The sequence below is a fragment of the Sphingomonas sp. PSPC2-2 genome, assembly GCF_049897725.1.
Classification (GTDB): Bacteria; Pseudomonadota; Alphaproteobacteria; order Sphingomonadales; family Sphingomonadaceae; genus Sphingomonas.
The window spans coordinates 68,294-85,464 of sequence record NZ_JAFCWU010000007.1 but is presented as its reverse complement, the minus strand read 5'-3'; the positions used below and the strand labels follow the sequence as shown (position 1 = coordinate 85,464).

General features: G+C 63.9%; 14 protein-coding genes and 1 pseudogene. 4 read left to right on the top strand and 11 right to left on the bottom strand.

The genetic code is table 11. From position 1 onward, the window contains the following. Nucleotides 1–9 precede the first annotated feature (9 nt). Both ACP7BY_RS13680 and ACP7BY_RS13675 read right to left on the bottom strand, forming a co-directional pair. Nucleotides 10–249 (bottom strand): conjugal transfer protein TraD, encoded by a 240-nt coding sequence (locus ACP7BY_RS13680; protein ID WP_033965824.1) that lies wholly within the window; start codon nucleotides 247–249, stop codon nucleotides 10–12. A 16-nt stretch (nucleotides 250–265) separates the two neighbouring features. Next, nucleotides 266–592: a conjugal transfer protein TraD gene (locus tag ACP7BY_RS13675; RefSeq protein WP_033965823.1), complete on the bottom strand. Its 327-nt coding sequence runs from the start codon at nucleotides 590–592 to the stop codon at nucleotides 266–268. 171 nt (nucleotides 593–763) lie between these two features. On the opposite strand from ACP7BY_RS13675, the gene traA reads away from it, so the two are divergent. Next, nucleotides 764–3,643, top strand: coding sequence for a Ti-type conjugative transfer relaxase TraA (gene traA, locus ACP7BY_RS13670; protein WP_033965821.1), 2,880 nt, complete (start codon nucleotides 764–766; stop codon nucleotides 3,641–3,643). Nucleotides 3,644–3,722: 79 nt separating this feature from the next. Here the strand turns inward: traA and ACP7BY_RS13665 are convergent, their stop codons facing one another. The 9 genes from ACP7BY_RS13665 to ACP7BY_RS13625 form a co-directional block, all read right to left on the bottom strand. Beyond that, on the bottom strand, nucleotides 3,723–4,097 hold the full coding sequence (locus ACP7BY_RS13665) for a TrbC/VirB2 family protein (protein WP_231565215.1): 375 nt from the start codon (nucleotides 4,095–4,097) through the stop codon (nucleotides 3,723–3,725). A gap of 64 nt (nucleotides 4,098–4,161) precedes the next feature. Continuing rightward, on the bottom strand, nucleotides 4,162–5,151 hold the full coding sequence (virB11, locus tag ACP7BY_RS13660) for a P-type DNA transfer ATPase VirB11 (RefSeq protein ID WP_033965819.1): 990 nt from the start codon (nucleotides 5,149–5,151) through the stop codon (nucleotides 4,162–4,164). Further along, on the bottom strand, nucleotides 5,148–6,245 hold the full coding sequence (locus tag ACP7BY_RS13655; protein ID WP_249340802.1) for a TrbI/VirB10 family protein: 1,098 nt from the start codon (nucleotides 6,243–6,245) through the stop codon (nucleotides 5,148–5,150). Before ACP7BY_RS13655 ends, virB11 begins: the two co-directional genes overlap by 4 nt. Further along, complete coding sequence (locus tag ACP7BY_RS13650) at nucleotides 6,245–6,949, bottom strand: TrbG/VirB9 family P-type conjugative transfer protein (protein ID WP_033965818.1); 705 nt, start codon at nucleotides 6,947–6,949, stop codon at nucleotides 6,245–6,247. The genes ACP7BY_RS13655 and ACP7BY_RS13650 overlap by 1 nt, the downstream gene beginning before the upstream one ends. Next, nucleotides 6,946–7,842, bottom strand: coding sequence for a virB8 family protein (locus tag ACP7BY_RS13645; RefSeq protein WP_052192419.1), 897 nt, complete (start codon nucleotides 7,840–7,842; stop codon nucleotides 6,946–6,948). Before ACP7BY_RS13645 ends, ACP7BY_RS13650 begins: the two co-directional genes overlap by 4 nt. Beyond that, nucleotides 7,839–9,116 carry a type IV secretion system protein gene (locus tag ACP7BY_RS13640; protein WP_137902443.1) on the bottom strand — a complete coding sequence of 426 codons (1,278 nt, stop codon included), beginning with the start codon at nucleotides 9,114–9,116 and terminating at the stop codon, nucleotides 7,839–7,841. The genes ACP7BY_RS13645 and ACP7BY_RS13640 overlap by 4 nt, the downstream gene beginning before the upstream one ends. Beyond that, on the bottom strand, nucleotides 9,113–11,476 hold the full coding sequence (locus ACP7BY_RS13635) for a VirB4 family type IV secretion/conjugal transfer ATPase (RefSeq protein WP_137902442.1): 2,364 nt from the start codon (nucleotides 11,474–11,476) through the stop codon (nucleotides 9,113–9,115). Before ACP7BY_RS13635 ends, ACP7BY_RS13640 begins: the two co-directional genes overlap by 4 nt. After that, nucleotides 11,455–11,730 (bottom strand): type IV secretion system protein VirB3, encoded by a 276-nt coding sequence (locus tag ACP7BY_RS13630; protein WP_426288169.1) that lies wholly within the window; start codon nucleotides 11,728–11,730, stop codon nucleotides 11,455–11,457. The genes ACP7BY_RS13635 and ACP7BY_RS13630 overlap by 22 nt, the downstream gene beginning before the upstream one ends. Nucleotides 11,731–11,743: 13 nt before the next feature. Continuing rightward, entirely contained in the window at nucleotides 11,744–12,049 is a 306-nt protein-coding gene (locus tag ACP7BY_RS13625) for a TrbC/VirB2 family protein (protein WP_033965814.1), read from the bottom strand. 556 nt (nucleotides 12,050–12,605) lie between these two features. On the opposite strand from ACP7BY_RS13625, the pseudogene ACP7BY_RS13620 reads away from it, so the two are divergent. From ACP7BY_RS13620 to ACP7BY_RS13610, 3 genes and pseudogenes are all read left to right on the top strand, one after another. Further along, nucleotides 12,606–12,896 (top strand): annotated as a pseudogene (locus ACP7BY_RS13620) (Ig-like domain-containing protein); the annotation flags it as partial. Then, the gene (locus ACP7BY_RS13615; RefSeq protein WP_137902440.1) at nucleotides 12,896–14,578 is read left to right on the top strand and encodes a hypothetical protein; all 1,683 of its coding nucleotides are present in this window, start codon (nucleotides 12,896–12,898) and stop codon (nucleotides 14,576–14,578) included. The pseudogene ACP7BY_RS13620 and the gene ACP7BY_RS13615, both read left to right, overlap by 1 nt. Next, entirely contained in the window at nucleotides 14,575–17,163 is a 2,589-nt protein-coding gene (locus ACP7BY_RS13610; protein ID WP_231565217.1) for an RHS repeat domain-containing protein, read from the top strand. Before ACP7BY_RS13615 ends, ACP7BY_RS13610 begins: the two co-directional genes overlap by 4 nt. The last annotated feature ends 8 nt before the right edge of the window (nucleotides 17,164–17,171 follow it).

Genomic DNA, 17,171 nt, shown 5'->3' with positions numbered 1-17,171 from the left:
ACCAACCCTTCAACGTGGCGCAAAAGGGCGTGCCGCTTCGACTGTTTCGTCGCCGGCAAATGCTCGCCTTCCTCGTCGCCGCCACAGCGCCAATTGCCCGCATCTGTCGTCGCTCCGCAGCTTCGCGGCCGCCTCCAGCAACAGACCGAAGATCACGGCACGGTCATCCTCGGTCAGCTCGACCAGTTCCGCCTTCGCAACAAGACCGCCAAGCTCGATCAGATGGCGCGTTCGTTCGCGGCGCTTCACTTGCCAATCGCGCGTGTCATGCCGCGCGCGGGCCAGCAGGATTCGGTTTCGCGCTGCCGTCGCTCGCCGCATCGCCGCTCGCACCGCGACCAGCGCCACGCGCAGCCCCGCGCGCCGTCCGCTGAAAGAACGCAGCGCCGCTCTTGCGCCACGCCTCCTTTGTCGAGGTGTCGCTGGATTGAGCCGCGGCGAGCAATGCGCCGGCGAGCTGCTCGACCGGCAGCGCATCGGCACCGGCGGCTAGGACCAACTCGCCGAGCTGGACCAGCTTGCGGTCGCGCAGCAGCTTGGCCTTGTCGCTGAGCGCCTTTAGTTCGGCATCGAAGTCGCGAGGTTTGCGCATCGGATCATCCTCAATTGCTTGGTGAGGACGGACCAGATATCGCTCTGTTCGATCAGTCGCAATGCGCTGAAATCTCTTGGGATCACCCAGTCCCGAGATAGATGAAATCTTTCGAGGGCGCGCTTATACGTCGTGCCGACGTGCTCGATTGGTAGTAGATGGGCGATCGCTATGGCGATTTACCATTTCTCGGCCAAGATCATCAGCCGCGCCAACGGCTCGTCGGCGCTGGCCGCTGCCGCCTATCGCTCGGCGTCAAGGCTCCACGACCAGCGGCTTGATCGCCATCATGATTTCTCGAATAAGGCGGGCGTCGTTCACTCCGAAGTGATGCTGCCCGACGGCGCGCCCGAGCACCTCGGTGACCGGGAAAAGCTGTGGAACGAAGTCGAAGCCGCCGAGAAGCGGATCGACGCGCAGATCGCCCGCGAGATCGAGTTCGCGATCCCGCGCGAGCTATCGAGGGAGGACGGCATCGCGCTCGCGCGCGAATTCGTCCGCACGGAGTTTGTCGATCGCGGCATGATCGCCGATCTCAATCTGCATTGGGATATCGGCGCGGATGGGATGGCGAAGCCGCACGCGCATGTCATGCTGACGATGCGCAATGTCGGCGCGGACGGGTTCGGCCCGAAGAACCGCGACTGGAACCGCACCGACCTATTGGAAAAGTGGCGCGAGCGCTGGGCAGGCCATGTCAACGCGAGGCTCGCCCAACTCGATATCGATGCGCGCGTCGATCACCGGTCGCTCGAAGCCCAAGGCATCGAGCTGGAGCCTCAGCACAAGATCGGCCCCGCCGCCGCGCGGATGGCGGGGCAGGGTCTGGCCTCCGAACGGCTCGAAGAACACCATGCCATCGCGCGGACCAATGGCGAGAAACTGCTCGCCAACCCCGCAATCGCGCTCGACGCGATCACGCGCACCCAGGCAACCTTTACCCGCCGCGATCTGGCGATGTTCGTGCATCGCCATAGTGAAGGCAAGGAGCAGTTCGACCAGGTGATGGCGGCGGTACGCGCGGCGCCGGACCTTGTCGCGCTCGGCAAGGACGGACGCGGCGACGAGCGCTTCACCAGCCGCGACATGCTCGACACCGAAGCGCGATTGGAACGCGCGACGATCCGGCTCGAAGCCAGCCGCCGCCACGGCATGACCGAGCAACATCGCAAGCTCGCACTGGTGCGTGCCGAGATGCGCGGGCTGGAGCTGTCGACCGAGCAGCGCAGTGCGTTCGATCATGTGACCAAGCCGCAAGCGATCGGCGTGGTGCTGGGCTATGCCGGCACCGGCAAGTCGGCGATGCTCGGCGTCGCGCGCGAGGCATGGGAGAGCGCCGGCTATCAGGTGCAGGGGCTCGCGCTGTCGGGCATTGCGGCTGAAAATCTGGAGAGCGGATCGGGGATCGCGTCGCGCACGATCGCCAGCATCGAACATCAATGGGGGCAGGAGCGCGACCTGCTGACCGACAAATCCATTCTCGTCATCGACGAGGCCGGGATGATCGGCACCCGGCAGATGGAGCGGGTGATCGCCGAAGCCGAAAAGCGCGGCGCGAAAGTCGTGCTGGTCGGCGACCCCGAACAGCTTCAGGCGATCGAAGCAGGCGCCGCGTTCCGATCGATTGCGGAACGCCATGGCAGCATCGAGATCACCGACATCCGTCGGCAGAAGGTCGAGTGGCAGCGGCACGCCACGCGCCAGCTCGCCACCGAGCGCACCGGCGAAGCGCTCGCTGCCTATCGCGACCATGGTGCGATTCACGCCGCGGACACGCGCGACGAGGCGCGTGGGCGTCTGATCGAGCGCTGGGACCGCGAACGGACCCTGCAGCCCGATGCGCGCCGGATCATCCTCACCCACACCAACGACGAAGTGGCAGCGCTCAACCAGGCCGCGCGCGAACGGCTGCGTAGTCACGGGGAGCTTGGCGACGACGCCACCTTGCAGGTGGAGAAGGGCGAACGGCAGTTCGCGGCCGGCGACCGGGTGATGTTCGGTCGCAACGAGCGCAGCCTTGGCGTGAAGAACGGATCGCTCGGGCGGATCGAGAGCGTCAGCGCCACGCGCATGGCGGTGCTGCTCGACAATGGTCGCGCGGTGGCGTTCGACCTGAAGGACTATGCCGCGCTCGATCATGGCTATGCCGCCACCGTCCACAAGAGCCAGGGGGTAACGGTCGACCACGTCCATGTGCTGGCGACGCCGGGGCTCGATCGCCATGCCGCCTATGTCGCGTTGTCGCGCCACCGCGAAAGTGTCGAACTGCATTACGGGCACGACGATTTTGCCGATCACGGCAAGCTGGCGGCGACGCTGTCGCGCGAGCGCGCCAAGGACATGGCGTCGGACTATGCACCTGCCTTTGCGGCGCGGCGCCAGATCGTGCTGCCGACGCCAGCGCGGGAGCAGCAGCCTGCGCCGAAGCGCGACATGTTCGCTGGCCTGAAACTCCGGCTACCGCCCGATCTGGCCGCGCCCGCGCCGGTGCGGGCGCCTGACCCGGCCGCCGTGCTGCCAGCAGCGGTGGAGCGTCACGGCCGCATCGTCCGTGCGATGAGGTTCGCGCAGAGCGTTGGCGACCCCTATACCGACGAACAGAGGACCGAACTCGTCGCCAGCCGGAGGTCGCTCGACAGCATTCGCCCGCACGCTGTCGACGATCTCGAAAGCGCGATGGCAAACGACAATCGGCTGATCGAGGAGTCCGCGCACGGCCGAACCACCGCCACAATCCGCGCGATGCAGCTGGAGGCGGAAATGCGTGAGAGCCCGACGCTGCGTGCCGATGTGTTCGTCCAGCGCTGGCAGGGGCTGGAGCGCCAGCGTCAGGCGCTTCGACGCAACCACGAGGACAGCAAGATCCGGGTGGTCGAGACCAAGATGATCGGCATGGCGAAAAGCCTGGAGCGTGATCCGCAGGTCGAATCGATCCTGCGCAATCGCCGAGCGCAGATCGGACTGCCCGAAGCGGATGGGCGCAGCATCGGCCAGAGCCTTGCCGACATGATCGGACGGGGGCGGAGCAGGGGAATCGGCATTGGGATGTGAGTGGCCGTTCCGCAACGTGCGTCTCTTGGCCGACTCTCCCGGTTTAATTCGACGTTCGAATTCTGTGCTGAAAGGGTTCTCACCGTTGCGGAACCGAAGCGCCGGCGTAAGGATCGTAGTTGGCGGGAACAGGAGGGGGTGGGGTTGGAGGAACCCATACAGGCGGTGACGCCACGACCACCGAACCCGAAAATCTGTCGCTGCTGGTTATCACCGACTGCAATCCCGTCGCGATGCGCGCCGATCCGAAAAGGATGAAGCAACCGGCCAGCACCGTCATGCCGCGTCGATACGGCACGCGCCCCGACAGCAGGAGCATACCGAGACAACCGACCGCGATCACCGCAATTGTCTTGGCAACGGTGCCGAGAAGCGTTGCTTGTAGCCACGTTATCGCAGCAACGAGCGCACTCGACCCGCTCGGGTTGGAAAGAGATGTCGATATTTGATCCACATGCCCCTCGCGCTAATAGGAAACCTGTCGCGACACCCATGGTGTAGTCGCTGTTCGCGCCCTTTCAACGGCGAAGCAAGACCTCGCTGACGGATCGCCGTCCGGCCGTGCGAGCCAGCTGCACGAACACATCGACGGTGCTGCGGACATAATGCTGCACGTCCTCGCGGTTGAGCCGTGTTCCGGTTTGCAGGACCAGAAGCGCAATCTGCTCGATCGCGCGCTCGGCGCTGTCGGCATGGACCGTGGTCATCGAACCCGGATGGCCGGTGTTGACCGCGCGCAGGAAGGTATAGGCTTCCTCGCCGCGCAGCTCGCCGACGATGATGCGGTCGGGCCGCATTCGGAGCGATGCGCCCAGCAAATCGTCGGTGCTGACCCGCGCTTCGCCGAGCGCGCTGCGCGCGGCGAGCAAGCCGATCGCATTGGCGTGGTGGATGCGCAGCTCAGGCGTATCCTCGATCAGGACCAGCCGTTCGTCGGTGGGGATTTCGCGGATCAGGGCATTGAGGAACGTGGTCTTGCCGGTGGACGTGCCGCCGGACACGAGGATGTTCTTGCGTCCCTTGACCGCGGCCGACAAGGTTCCGGCGATGTCGCCTGCGCCCAGGAGTGCCTGCAGGCGCAGGTCGAGTTCGTGCGTTCCGCCATCGCTGCTGCGCGTGTCGTCGAACGCGCCGGACGCCACGTAATCGCCGAGGCTAAGGTCGGCCGATACGTGCTTGCGGATCGCAAGCACCAAGTGGTCGCGGGTAGCGGGGGGCGCTACGATCTGCACGCGCGCGCCATCGGGCAAGGTCGCCGACAGCAACGGGTGCTCGCGACTGATCCCCTGGTGCGACAAAGCGGCGATCTGCCGTGCCAGGCGCGTGAGAGTTGCTCCGTCGAGATCGGGCGCGTCGTGCCGTTCGGTCGCGCCGGCCAGCGTCTCGATCCACAGTTCGCCGGGGCGGTTGACATAGATATCGGTAACGTCGGGGCGCTCGAGCATTGCGGCGAGCGGCGCCAGATAGCGGCGCAAATAGACCGGGCCGAGGTCGGTAGCTGGGCTCATCTGGTGTTTTCGACCGCCGTGAAATCGAGGTCGCGGGCAACGAACACGCTGATTGCGGTGCCCTGGCGCACGGTGAGGGTGGGCTTGGCCTGTGTCCCGCCGGTCAATGGTCGCGACAGCGTTTGCGAGGCACCGGGCAAGGCGACCACCACAGCGGAGTTGCCATTGCCGATACGCGACGCAAGGTTGACCCCGACGTCGAGCGAGGATTGCAGGATGGCGGAAGCAAACCGCGTGAAGAAATGGCTGTTGACCTTGCCGCGTACGCCGGCGCGACCAAGCGGGTCGGATGCGGGCGAGCCGATCGCGATCGTGACACCATCGGGCCGCACCAGCTCGGTCCAGGTGATCAGCGCGCGATTCTGGCCGGGCTGAAGATCGGCCTGATAATCTCCAAATAGCCGGCTGCCGCGCGGCACCAGCACGCGGCTTCCATCGAACCCGCGCACGTCACGACTGACCAGCGCACGCACTGGCCCGGCCCGGGTGGAGTCGAGTGCCGACTCCAGTACGGCCGGGATCAACGTCCCCCGTGCGACGATCGTCTCCCGGTGTCGGATGACCGAGGCATGCGCCGTCGCGGCTTCCGGCGTGCCGGAACCGGATTGGGTGTTCGCGCCCGGCGTGCCCGACGGGGACATTGCCGCGGCACCCGTGCCGGTGTCGATGACCAGGACGGGTTCGCTCGACACGCGTGGCGGTGCAGCCGAAGGCATCGGCGCTGGCGGAACGGGTTGCGGCACATAAATGATCCGCGGCGGTGGCGGCGGCACGAACACCGGCGGCTTGGGTGTCGGCGTCGGCACCGGTGTTGCGGTGGGAAGCGGCGTCGGGGTTGGGGCGAGTGGCGGCGGCGGAATGTACAGCGGCGGGGGAGCTTGCGCCACGTCGATGCTGTCGTCGGTGCGGGGGCGCACAGGCGGGGCAGAGGCCGCGCGGCGACGCGAATCGAGCACGCTGAACAGCAGGACGCCGGCCAAGACGAGGCTCATGATCATCAGCCACAACGGCACGCCGCTCGCTGACGTCGCGACGACCGGGCGGATGTCCCCCGTGCTCGCGCCCCGCGGATCGACAGGCGAGGGGGTCGGCATCAGCGGCGCTTGCGAGGCAAGTGGCGCGACGCATAAGCGGTCTGTGCGTTGAGGCGGAACACCAGCCGCTTCGCAACGCTGTCGATGACGTACATGCCGTCGCGCATCATGCCGTTGACGAGGGTTTCCTGACCCAGCGGGTCGAGCGCGAACACCGCCGGCATGGTCTGCGCCGGAGCCCATTCGATATAAGTGTGAACGCCGTCGTCGCTCATCGCAGCCGGTCGCAGCGCGCGAGATCCGCTCAGCTTGTACAGCCCCTCCTCGACCTTGGTCGGACCGTTGGCATCGATCGTGGCGATCGCGGGAGCCGCCGATTTGATCCGCACCGTAAAGGGCAGATCGGGCATCGGCCCATAGGCCGGTGCCAGGAGGAAGCTGTAGGTGCGCGAATCGGTGACGACCGTCATGTTGGTCGTGACCCCGCTTTGCGCCGCCTTGATGAACAAGTGGTCGCCCCGCTTGTTGGGGGTGACCTGCCAGGCGCCGCTGTCGCCGACCGCGACATTCTCGATTCGCTCGCCCGCGTCGAACTCGAGCGTTAGTTGATAGCCCGGCGCGACCTGGAGCGTGATGATCTGGTCGGGATCGTAGACGACGGTCTGGATACGCGGATCGCCGGTCCCCGGCGTCGGGCGAAGCTCGGCCGACAACGGCGTGGAGGCGGCGAGCAGCAGCAGAGCGATGACTCGCGCCCGCGTCAAAGCGCGACCTCGTTGGTCTGCGCTCGACGGGGTGCCGCGGGCGGTGGCGATGGCGGTAGCGATGGCGGCGTGACCGGCGATGCGGTTCCTGTACCTGGCAGCGCTGGCGATTGCGGTCGCACGGCCGATCCATAGGGACCATAAAGCGGCAATTGCGGGCCGGTCGCCGGCTGGTTGGTCGTCACCATCGGCTCGATCGCAGCGGGTGCCTGTTCCTGATCGCGGCGATAGCGCAACACCTTAAACCCCAGCGGGTTAAGGAAGCGATCCGACTGCTGCAGCGGCTCGGTCGAGAAGCGGTAGCGGATCACCGCCACCCAGGACCGCAAGGGCAGCGGCTGGCCACCCGCATCGCGGCGCTGCGTGTCGAACCGGACCATCGCTGCGTTGCCGCCGAGCGGCGACACGCTCTTCACCCGCGTCTCGATCACCGTGCTACGCGGAAAGCGCGCGAGCGGGCTGCCGGGGTTGGAGAATTGCACGCTGGCGATATAGTCGGCGCGCGCCGGATCGGCCGACCATAAGGCGACCTTGCGGTAGTTGTCCTGGAGCGCATCGACGTCGAAGCTTTCGCGCGCGATGACATATTGGACGAGGAACGACTGCGTCAGCGCGGTGTCGGGCGCGATCTTCTGCGCGTCGATCGGCTTGAGCGCCTGGACATAGCCTGTGTTGCGGTCGACCATCAGCGTATAGGGCTCGACCGTCTTGAGCGGCATCAGCAGGACGAGTGCGGTCGCTTCGAACACGGCCACGACCACCGCCGCCCCCGCCACGATCCAGGCGACGCGGCGTGAGGCGCGCAAGGCGTCCTGCCGGTCGCGCGCCCAGCTTCCGGCTTGCTCGTAATAGGCGTCGCGTGTTTCGGGCTTGTCGGTCTTGGGTCGGGTCATATCGCCTCACGTCGGCTGGCACCGGCCGAGACACGGTTTCGGGTGCGACGCCGGGCGGACTGCCCGATCGGAACGGCAGCTGCCGTTTGCGGTCCGCGCAGCGGGGTTTGCGGATTGTGGCCGCGTTCGCTCATCCGACTCCCCAGCGCCTGCTGTCGAATGTCGGCCAGCTCGCGCCGCTGCGCTGCCGCCGCCGCATCGGCGATCGCGTGCGCGCGATTGCGCTCGGGCGCGTCCGCTCGGTCTGTGTAGCCTTGCATCGCCGCGCGCTCGCCGAACGCCGCCGATTGCAGATTCTCGATCAACCGGGCCGATGCGGTGCGAACCACGGCTGGAACATGGAAACCATAGGCAACCTTGGCTGAAGTGATCAACCCGGCAAGCAGCGTCGCTGCAAAGATCAGCGCGAATGCCAGCAGCTCGATCGGGACGGCCGGGGTCGCGATATCGGCTTCGCGCTCGGCGAGGATCGCGCCAAGCCATGGTTCGAGGATCGCGAGTTCCGCGCCCAGCAGGATTGCGCTCGCGAGGCCGCCAAGCGCCGCGGCGCCGAGCGCCCGCACCCAACCCCCGAACACACCGCGCGTCGCATCGAACAACAAGAACAGCGCGAAGAACGGCCCGAGCGCAAGCAAAAGTCCGGCGATCAGCCGGACCGCCGCGAGGGCGCCGATCGCGCCGGTCAGATAGACGGTGCGCGCGGTGCCGAGCAGCTCGGCATCACGCTGCGGGTCCCAATGGGGCCGCTGTCCGAGTTGGCGGAAGCGTTGCTGCTGCTGTTCCGGGGCGAGCGGCGACGCGTCGGGGGCAGCGGGTTCGTCGATTTCGGGCGGACGGCCGGTGCCGATCCGAACCAGTTCGGCCAGGCCGTTATCGACCGCCTGGAGATGGGCTTCGAGCCCGCCGCGCGCGCCAGGCAGCGCCGCTGCCCCGCCCACATCCGCGGCAAGCTCGGCCGGAGCATGCAACGCGACGTCATACAGGATCGTGCGATAAGCCGGCCAGCTCGTCGCCAAGGCGAGCACGATCCCGAGCTTGACGATTGCAACCACGGCATCGCGGATTCCAGGCGCCTGAGCGAACAACATGCGATAGCCGAACAGTGCGACGAACAATGTGAGCAGCCCGGTGAGCGCGAGCGAGGCGCTCGATCCCGGCGTGGCAAGCGCGTGATAGCCCGCCGCACCGATCGTCTGCGCCTGGCAATCGACATAGCCGAGCATGTCGCTGACAAACGGCCCATCGGGCGAGAGGCCGCGGCACGCCGCCATCATGCGCGCTCCAGCAGGCGCGGCATCCAGTCGATCGGATCGTCGCCGACGTCGTCGCGGATTTGGTCGAGCAGCCGCACCGTGCGCTCGCGCCCGGAGAGGATCGTCAGCAGATCGGGCTCGCCCGAAAGATTGAGCCGCACCACCACGCTGTCGGTGCCGTGCTTGATCAGGAAACACCGAGCATCGTCGGGCAGGGTACGGACGATCTCATACTCATGAGTGGTCAGCCCGAACCCGCCGACATAGTCCTCGGCACGCGCGCGCGGATTGGTCATGAAGATCTGCGTTGCGGCCTGCTCGATGATCGCGCTGGCGATCTTGCTTTCGAGCGCGTCCTGCGCGCTTTGCGTGGCAAAGCCGACGATCCCGTTGCGCTTGCGGATCGTCTTCTCCCAATCCTTGATTCGCCGCACGAACACATCGTCGTCGAGCGCCTTCCAGCCCTCGTCGACCACGATGATCGCCGCCGTCCCGTCGAGCCGTTCCTCGACTCGGTGGAACAGATACATCATCGCAGGCGTGCGCACCGCCGGATCGTCGAGGATCGCGGTCATGTCGAACCCGACCGCATCCGCGCTGAGGTCGGTCCGGTCGGTCGCGTTGTCGAACAGCCAGGCGCGCTCGCCTTCGCCCCACCACGGCCGCAGCCGCGCCCACAAATCGGCGGCGTGCGGACGGTGCCCGCCGCGAAACAGTTCGACCAGGTGGCGCAGCCGTCGATGCTCGACGTCTTGCCCGAAACTGGCATCGACCGCGTCCTTGATCCGCTCGACGTCTTCCAGGTCGGCGCCGCCGGCGAGTTGCGCGATCCAGTCGATCAGGAACTGGCGGTTGACCGGGTTGTCGGCGATTTGCAGCGGATTGAGGCCTGAGGCGACACCGGGGCGCAGCACATCGTATCGCCCGCCGATCGCGCGGATGAACAGTTCGGCACCGCGGTCCTTGTCGAAGAACACGATGCGCGGCGCGAACTTGCGCGCTTGCGCCAGCAGGAAGTTGAGGACCACCGTCTTGCCCGAGCCGGACGGTCCGATCACGGTGAAATTGCCGAGATCGCCCTGGTGGAAGTTGAAGTGATATGGGCCGGCCGCGGTCGTTTCCAGCAGCGTGACGGCATCGCCCCAATGGTTGCCGCTGGCGCGGCCGAGCGCGAAATTATGGCCGCTGACCAACCCTGCATAATTGCCGGTCGAGATCAGCCCGCGCCGGGCGATATATTTGAAGTTTCCGGGAAACTGCGCCCAGAAGGCCGGCTCCAGCGCGATGTCTTCGCGCACCGCTATAATCCCGAGATCGGCGAGCGACGCCTGCACTTCGGAGACGCCGGCATCGACCTCGGTGAGGGTCGCGCCGTGGACCGCGATCGTCATGTGATGTTCGCCAAAGCCTGCGCGTCCCGCCGCGACTTCGTCCTTGGCGTTCGCGAGTTCGCCCCGCAGCGACACGGCTTCGTCCTCGGTCGAGCGCATCCGCCTGAGCGCAAGGTTCATCTTGCCGAGCGCGGCCTGGCGATCGACGAAGCCGAACGACTGCGCCATCGTCACTTCGAACGGCAGCCGCATCAGGTCGTCGAACATGCCGGGCGCGGTCTGGCCGGGATAATCCTTGATCGAGACGACCCCAACGAAGCGCCGTCCTTCATCCCCATGCGGCCCGAGCTCGATCGTCTCCTGGCCAAAGCTGATCCGGCGATAGGGCAAATAATCACCCAGATCCTCGAGCGGCAACAGCACCGGGCGCATCTCGCCGTGATAGAGCGTCGACAAAAATTCGAGCGGCTCCGAGCAGGGCCCGTTGGGTGTGTCATAGACGCCGAGCAGGCGCGGCTCATAGCTGCCGAGTTGCGCGATCATCGCTTCGCGCGCGGCGTCGAGCGCGCGGACCTCATGCGAGACCCGGTCGGCCTGGTCGTTGCCAACGCGCCCGCGCAACCGGTCGACCAAGCCGATCCTGCCCTGCAGCGGGCGCCGCACGATCGTCAGGAACAGATCGTTGACGTAGAGTTGCTTGGCCGCGAGCCGGGCGCGCCACCGCGCATCGAGTAGCGCGGAAAAATCATCGGGAAAGCGCGCGGGCAGATCGATCTCGACTCGGCGGCGTACGATATGATGGTAGATCGCGAAGCGTGACGAGCCGATCGCCTGCAGCATCGCATCGCGCAAGGTCTTGCGGTAGTTGAGTTCGTCGGTGTCGGCGGTCTCGAACAACAGGCCGCGCAGCCGGATCGTCTGCATCAGCAAGCCGTCGTGGGTTTCGATCGTGTGATCGTCGACGTGACGCGCATAGGGCAAGTGACTGCCTGCGGGCATCTCCCGTCGCATTGCCTTCGCGTCGCGGGTCAGGGGCGGTAGGAGTTGCATCGCCAGATCGCATGATTGCGCACCCGCGGACAGGTCCGAACGCGCGTCAGCCACAGGTCGAAGATGCGCGGCTCGCGCACGCTCAGCACCATGCCGACCAGGTGAACGGCGAGAGCTGCCAGCAGCACCCAGGGCGAATGGAAGATCAGGAACAGCTCGGTCGCAACCACTCCGTTGATGATGAAATAGCTGTAGGTGACGCCCGCAAACATTTGCGGCCGCGTGAGCGCGACGAACAGCGGATCGCGGTCCATTCCCGTCACGGCGCTAGTTGCTGAGACCGGCGGTCGACTGAATCCCCGCGACGATGCTGGCGGCACCGAACAGAATGAAGCAACCGACGATCACGGTGGCGCCGTAACGCCAATTGATTCGACCCGTGAGCATCAGCAGGCCGACCACCGCGACCGCAATCACCGCCAGAACCGTGGCAACGGTGCCTAGCAGCGTACCTTGCAGCCAGCGGACGGCCGAGACGATTACGCCCGACCCGGCGGGGTCGGACAACGAGCCTTGGGCAAGTGCTAATGTGGTTTGGCCCAAAATAGCCAGGTTGCTCAAAACGGTCGCCATCTGCCCACCCTCAACGACACTGAATGTCTCCGTTTTGGAAACGCCGGTCTCGGCTCACGATGCACGGTCGGAAGATATTTGCCAACATCTCGGCGCTGATTCGGACTGTTACAGAGCTGAAAAATTCGATCCGAGTTGGCCAATAATTCGGTTGGAGCCAACCCCATCTCGTGCATAATCTCGACCACAATGTACCGAGTCGGGGGGCACGATGAAGCGAAGGCGTTGGGCGCTATTGGGCAGCACTGCCCTCATCGCCGGAATTGCTGGTGGCGCCTCGCTGGCCCAGGAAACGACTACCTATACATATGATGCGCTTGGACGGCTGATCGCGAGTGCGAGGAGCGGCGGGCCGAATAACGGCATTGTGACGGCGACCTGCTTCGATGCCGCAGGGAACCGGTCTCAGCAAATTGTCAGCGTGGGAGCGTCGGCTTGCGGGAGTACGCCGACCCCAACGCCGACGCCGACCCCAACGCCGACGCCGACCCCAACGCCGACGCCGACCCCAACGCCGACGCCGACCCCAACGCCGACGCCGACTAATCAGCCGCCGGTAGCGGTATCGGACAGCGTCAGCTTTCGCTGCAACCTCAGCAAAAGCGTCAGCGTTCTCGCAAACGACTATGACCCTGACAATAATGTTCCATTGGCTCTCCAATCCGTCACGCCTGACAGCTTAGGGAATGTCAGCGCATCGATTTCAGGGAACGCCGTTCTCCTGACTGCCGTTGAGCCCGGAGTTTATGCTCTGACTTATACGGTTGCCGATAGTCTCGGAGCCACGGCGATCGGGCAACTTTCGGTAACGGTGACAGGAAATTCATTCCAGTGCGAGGGTTCGTGATGGCTCGATCTCTTTTGAATTTGGCGCGTTCTGCCGTCGTTGGCTTGGCCATATTTTGCTCGGTGACACTCTTTGAGGCACCCGTGGCGAATGCCCAGTCTCTTACGCCGCCGAGGCAGTATTCGATCAGCCCAACAAACGTGAATCTACTGGATAACACCTATGCGGTCACGATCGAAGACTTGTCAGTGGGTCCGCTGAAAATCGAACGATCTTATCTAGGTGGTCGCGAGACATCTAGCCATTACTTCGGTGGCGGATGGACTCATAACTTTGATTTGAGAATATCAAGTCATACGGGCGGGATCAACCCGACCGTCACCGTGGTTATCGGGCGGACAAAATATGTGTTCTGGGGCACGTTGTCTTCTGACTACCCCCCCTCCCCGCAGACTGATGAATATGGCACGAGCCTGACGCACGTGGGCGCGATCAATATCTTTACCGATCGTGACGGCACTGTTTATCGTTTCGCACCCGGTGCCAATTCCGACGCGACAATCACCGCGCCAGATGGCGCGGTGACGACGATCACCTACGTGGAATGGAAGCCAAAAATTGTGAGGAGCAACCGCGGATATGCGGTCGTGTTCGATTATGATTCGAATGGAAACGTATCAGCGGCGTGCGGTTTTAACCTCGCGAATAGCGTCGTCTCGACCAGCACGACGTGTGTAGCTGCGACGTTGAAGGCCTCTTACGCTTATACCTCCGGGAAGCTGGTCGCAGCGACCAACGTCGTGGGTGATACCGCGCATTACATATATGGAAGTGGCGGCCTTACTTGTCTGACCGATCCTGGAACCACCACATGTAAGGTCAATAATGCCTATCAAGCCGGGCAGCTCCACATAACCCAGCAAACCATGGCCGACGGATCTGTCTGGCAGTATATCTGTAGCTGCTCGTTCGATGGAAAGGATGACAACGCGGATTCCTTCCCTGACGACGATTCCGGCTGGATCGATCCTACCGGCCATGAAACGAGTTTCTCGTATCATGGCGGCGTAATGACTACCTATCTCGACGGAAACGGGCAGCGCTATTATACACGGTTCCTTGGTCGATATCCCACTTTCGTCGGATTGCCCGAAACCAACGCGGTCGCGTATGGCTATACTGACCGGATGATGCCGACCACGACGGTTTTTCAAGCAAAGTCGGGCAGCGGACTCGCGGATATCGGGACCGACAACAAGGTCTATCCGGCGAGTTGTTCGAATGTCGTAACTTGTAACAAGCCGACGAGCGTTACCGACGCGAACGGAAACGTCACCACCTATTCCTATGATCCGACCCATGGCGGTCTGTTGACGGAAACGTTGCCGGTAAACGCCGCGGGAATCCAGGCAGTCGTGCGCCACGCGTATGTCCAGCGCTACGCTTGGACGCTTACCAGCGCGGGCGGCTATAGCGCTGCAGGACCTCCGCTCTGGTTGCTGTCGGAAGATCGTATTTGCAGGACGAGCGCGACGGTAGGCGGCGGGTGTGCCGCAGGATCGGGCGACGAGGTGGTGACAACATACGATTATGGGCCGGATAGCGGACCAAACACATTGCTGTTGCGCGGTAAGGTCGTGACGGCCGGTGGGGTCAGCCTGCGAACCTGCTACCGTTATGATTGGCAGGGCAACAGGATCAGCGAGACGACCCCGCGCGCCGGCCTGGCTAGTTGCTCGTGATCGTCCGTCCTCTACTCGCCGCAGTAGCGGTTGTTCTCGCCGCGCTGCTGCCCGCACTGGCGCCGCGCGCGGATGCGCAGTCTTCGCCATCGGATTACACCTCGGCTGTTCGATATGACCTCGCGCGTCGTGTGGTCGGGACGATCGCGCCGGACCCGGACGGGTCCGGTCCGCTGCATTTTGCGGCGGTGCGCAATACCTATGATGCGGCGGGGAACCTGATCAAGGTCGAGAAGGGCGAGCTGTCGAGCTGGCAATCCGAGAGCGTGGCACCGAAAGACTGGGAACTCTATACTAATTTCACGGTGTTCCAGACGGTGACGGCAACGTTCGACGTGATGGACCGCAAAGTCACAGAGGCGCTTTCGTCGAGCGGCACTACCTACAGTCTGACCCAATTCAGTTATGACGGCGCCGGGCGGCCGCTGTGCACGGCAGTGCGGATGAACCCGGCGGTTTATGGGTCGCTGCCGGATGCGTGCACGCTCGGGACGGCGGGGTCGAATGGACCGGATCGCATCACGAAAATGACCTACGACGGGGTCGGACAGGTGTTGAAGGTGCAGAAGGCATATGCGACGCCGCTGCAGCAGGATTACGCGACGCTCACCTATAGTGCCAACGGCAAGCAGACGTCGCTGACCGACGCGAACGGCAACAAGGCGTCGATGGGCTATGACGGGTTCGACCGGCAAGTGCAGTGGAACTTCCCCTCGCCGACGGCGGCGGGCACGGTCAGCAGCACCGACTTTGAGGCCTATGGCTACGACGCCAACGGTAACCGCACGAGCTTGCGCAAGCGCGATGGCCAGGTGATCGGCTACAGCTACGATGCGCTCAACCGGATGACGCTGAAAGACATTCCCGGCAGCGCAACGGCCGACGTCTATTACGGCTACGACCTGCGGGGCTTGCAGCTCTACGCGCGGTTCGGCTCGGCGAGCGGAGCTGGCATCACCAACACGTTCGACGGGTTCGGGCGGCAAATATCGACCACGACCAATGTCGGCGGCACGTCGCGGACGCTCGGCTACGCCTATGATGCGGATGGCAACCGCACGCAGCTGACCTACCCCGATGGTCACACGATGAACTACAGCTATGACGGGCTCGACCGGCGGCGGTTGACCTTATTTGACAATGCCACCCAGTTCTATTCGATCGTCTATGATGCGCAGGGTCGGCGCGAGTCGACTAACCAGGCGAGCAGCTACACCAGTTACGGGTATGACGCGGTGTCGCGTCCGGCATCGCAGAGCCAAAGCTTCGCGAGCGGATCGGCCAACACTACGACGACGTTGGGCTATAATCCGGCGAACCAGATCACGCAGCAAACGCGCTCGAACAGCGGCTATGCGTTCACCGGCTATGCAACTGCCAGTACGAGCTATGCGGCCAACGGGCTGAACCAATACACCGCAGTCGGTGCCGGGGCGCTCGGCTATGACGCCAACGGCAACCTCACTTCGACCGGCGGCACGACGTTCGGCTATGATGTCGAGAACCGGCTGATCTCGGCGTCGGGCACGCTGAACGCGTCGCTTGCCTATGATCCGCTGGGGCGACTGTCACAGGTGAGCAGCGTAAGCGGCACGCGGCAATCGGTCTATGACGGCGATCAGCTGGTGGCCGAATATGACGGTGCCGGCACGATGATCGGTCGCTATGCGTTCGGCCCGGGCGAAGACGAAGCAGTGTTGGCGGTGACGACCTCCGCACTCGACTGCTCGAACATGACGTTCCTGCACCGTGACCAGCAAGGCTCGATCGTCGCGGCCGCCGACTGCTGGGGCAACCCGGTATCGATCAACAGCTATGACGAATATGGCGTCCCCGGATCAGGCAACGTCGGACGCTTCCAGTATACCGGCCAAGCGTACATCCCTGAGCTCGGGCTGTATTACTACAAGGCGCGGTTCTATTCCTCACGGCTCGGCCGGTTCCTGCAAACCGACCCGATCGGATACGCCGATCAGAACAACCTCTATGCTTATGTCGCAAACGATCCGGTCAATAACGAAGACCCGAGCGGGATGTGCACGGGGTCACTGTTCCAAAACTCCGCAGGGGACTGCACGACCGGAGCTGGGGTTGGGCCCCGCGCTACGGCCCAAATTGGTCCCCCGGATGGCCTACAAGCAAAGAATTCTGCACGAGGAGCCGACCCGAGGACTGCATCTACTGATCCTGCTCCGGGGTCGAAGGCGCAAGGATATTGTTCAGAATGCGTTTTAATGAGTCTGTTTCCTGTAACTCGCGTTATTAACCTGGCATTGGCAGTAAAGAATTGGCTATCTCCGGGACCAAAAGCCACAACTACAGTAATCGGTCGAGTTAATGATCTTAAAAATCTAAAGCCGGGAGAGCAGTCACTGTTAAATAGGCTTCCTGATAGAGGAAGCCCGCAAGCAAATTGGTCTCAAAATGCTGGCGTGTTGAGACAGGAAATGGCACGAGGTCTGCCCATTCGGGATGCTTCGCCCGGGAATACAGGCGGTCAGTTCTTGAATGCGGAACGCAATCTTCTTCAGAGTCGAGGTTGGAGGTTCAATGCAGAAAATAACATGTGGACTCCACCCCAGTAAAGATATGT

Excerpts from the sequence above, each read along its gene's own strand:
- ACP7BY_RS13675 (WP_033965823.1), bottom strand. The coding sequence starts at position 592 with ATGCGCAAACCTCGCGACTTCGATGCCGAACTAAAGGCGCTCAGCGAC.
- traA (WP_033965821.1), top strand. The coding sequence starts at position 764 with ATGGCGATTTACCATTTCTCGGCCAAGATCATCAGCCGCGCCAACGGC.
- virB11 (WP_033965819.1), bottom strand. The coding sequence starts at position 5,151 with ATGAGCCCAGCTACCGACCTCGGCCCGGTCTATTTGCGCCGCTATCTG.
- ACP7BY_RS13655 (WP_249340802.1), bottom strand. The coding sequence starts at position 6,245 with ATGCCGACCCCCTCGCCTGTCGATCCGCGGGGCGCGAGCACGGGGGAC.
- ACP7BY_RS13645 (WP_052192419.1), bottom strand. The coding sequence starts at position 7,842 with ATGACCCGACCCAAGACCGACAAGCCCGAAACACGCGACGCCTATTAC.
- ACP7BY_RS13640 (WP_137902443.1), bottom strand. The coding sequence starts at position 9,116 with ATGATGGCGGCGTGCCGCGGCCTCTCGCCCGATGGGCCGTTTGTCAGC.
- ACP7BY_RS13635 (WP_137902442.1), bottom strand. The coding sequence starts at position 11,476 with ATGCAACTCCTACCGCCCCTGACCCGCGACGCGAAGGCAATGCGACGG.
- ACP7BY_RS13630 (WP_426288169.1), bottom strand. The coding sequence starts at position 11,730 with ATGGACCGCGATCCGCTGTTCGTCGCGCTCACGCGGCCGCAAATGTTT.
- ACP7BY_RS13625 (WP_033965814.1), bottom strand. The coding sequence starts at position 12,049 with ATGGCGACCGTTTTGAGCAACCTGGCTATTTTGGGCCAAACCACATTA.
- ACP7BY_RS13615 (WP_137902440.1), top strand. The coding sequence starts at position 12,896 with ATGGCTCGATCTCTTTTGAATTTGGCGCGTTCTGCCGTCGTTGGCTTG.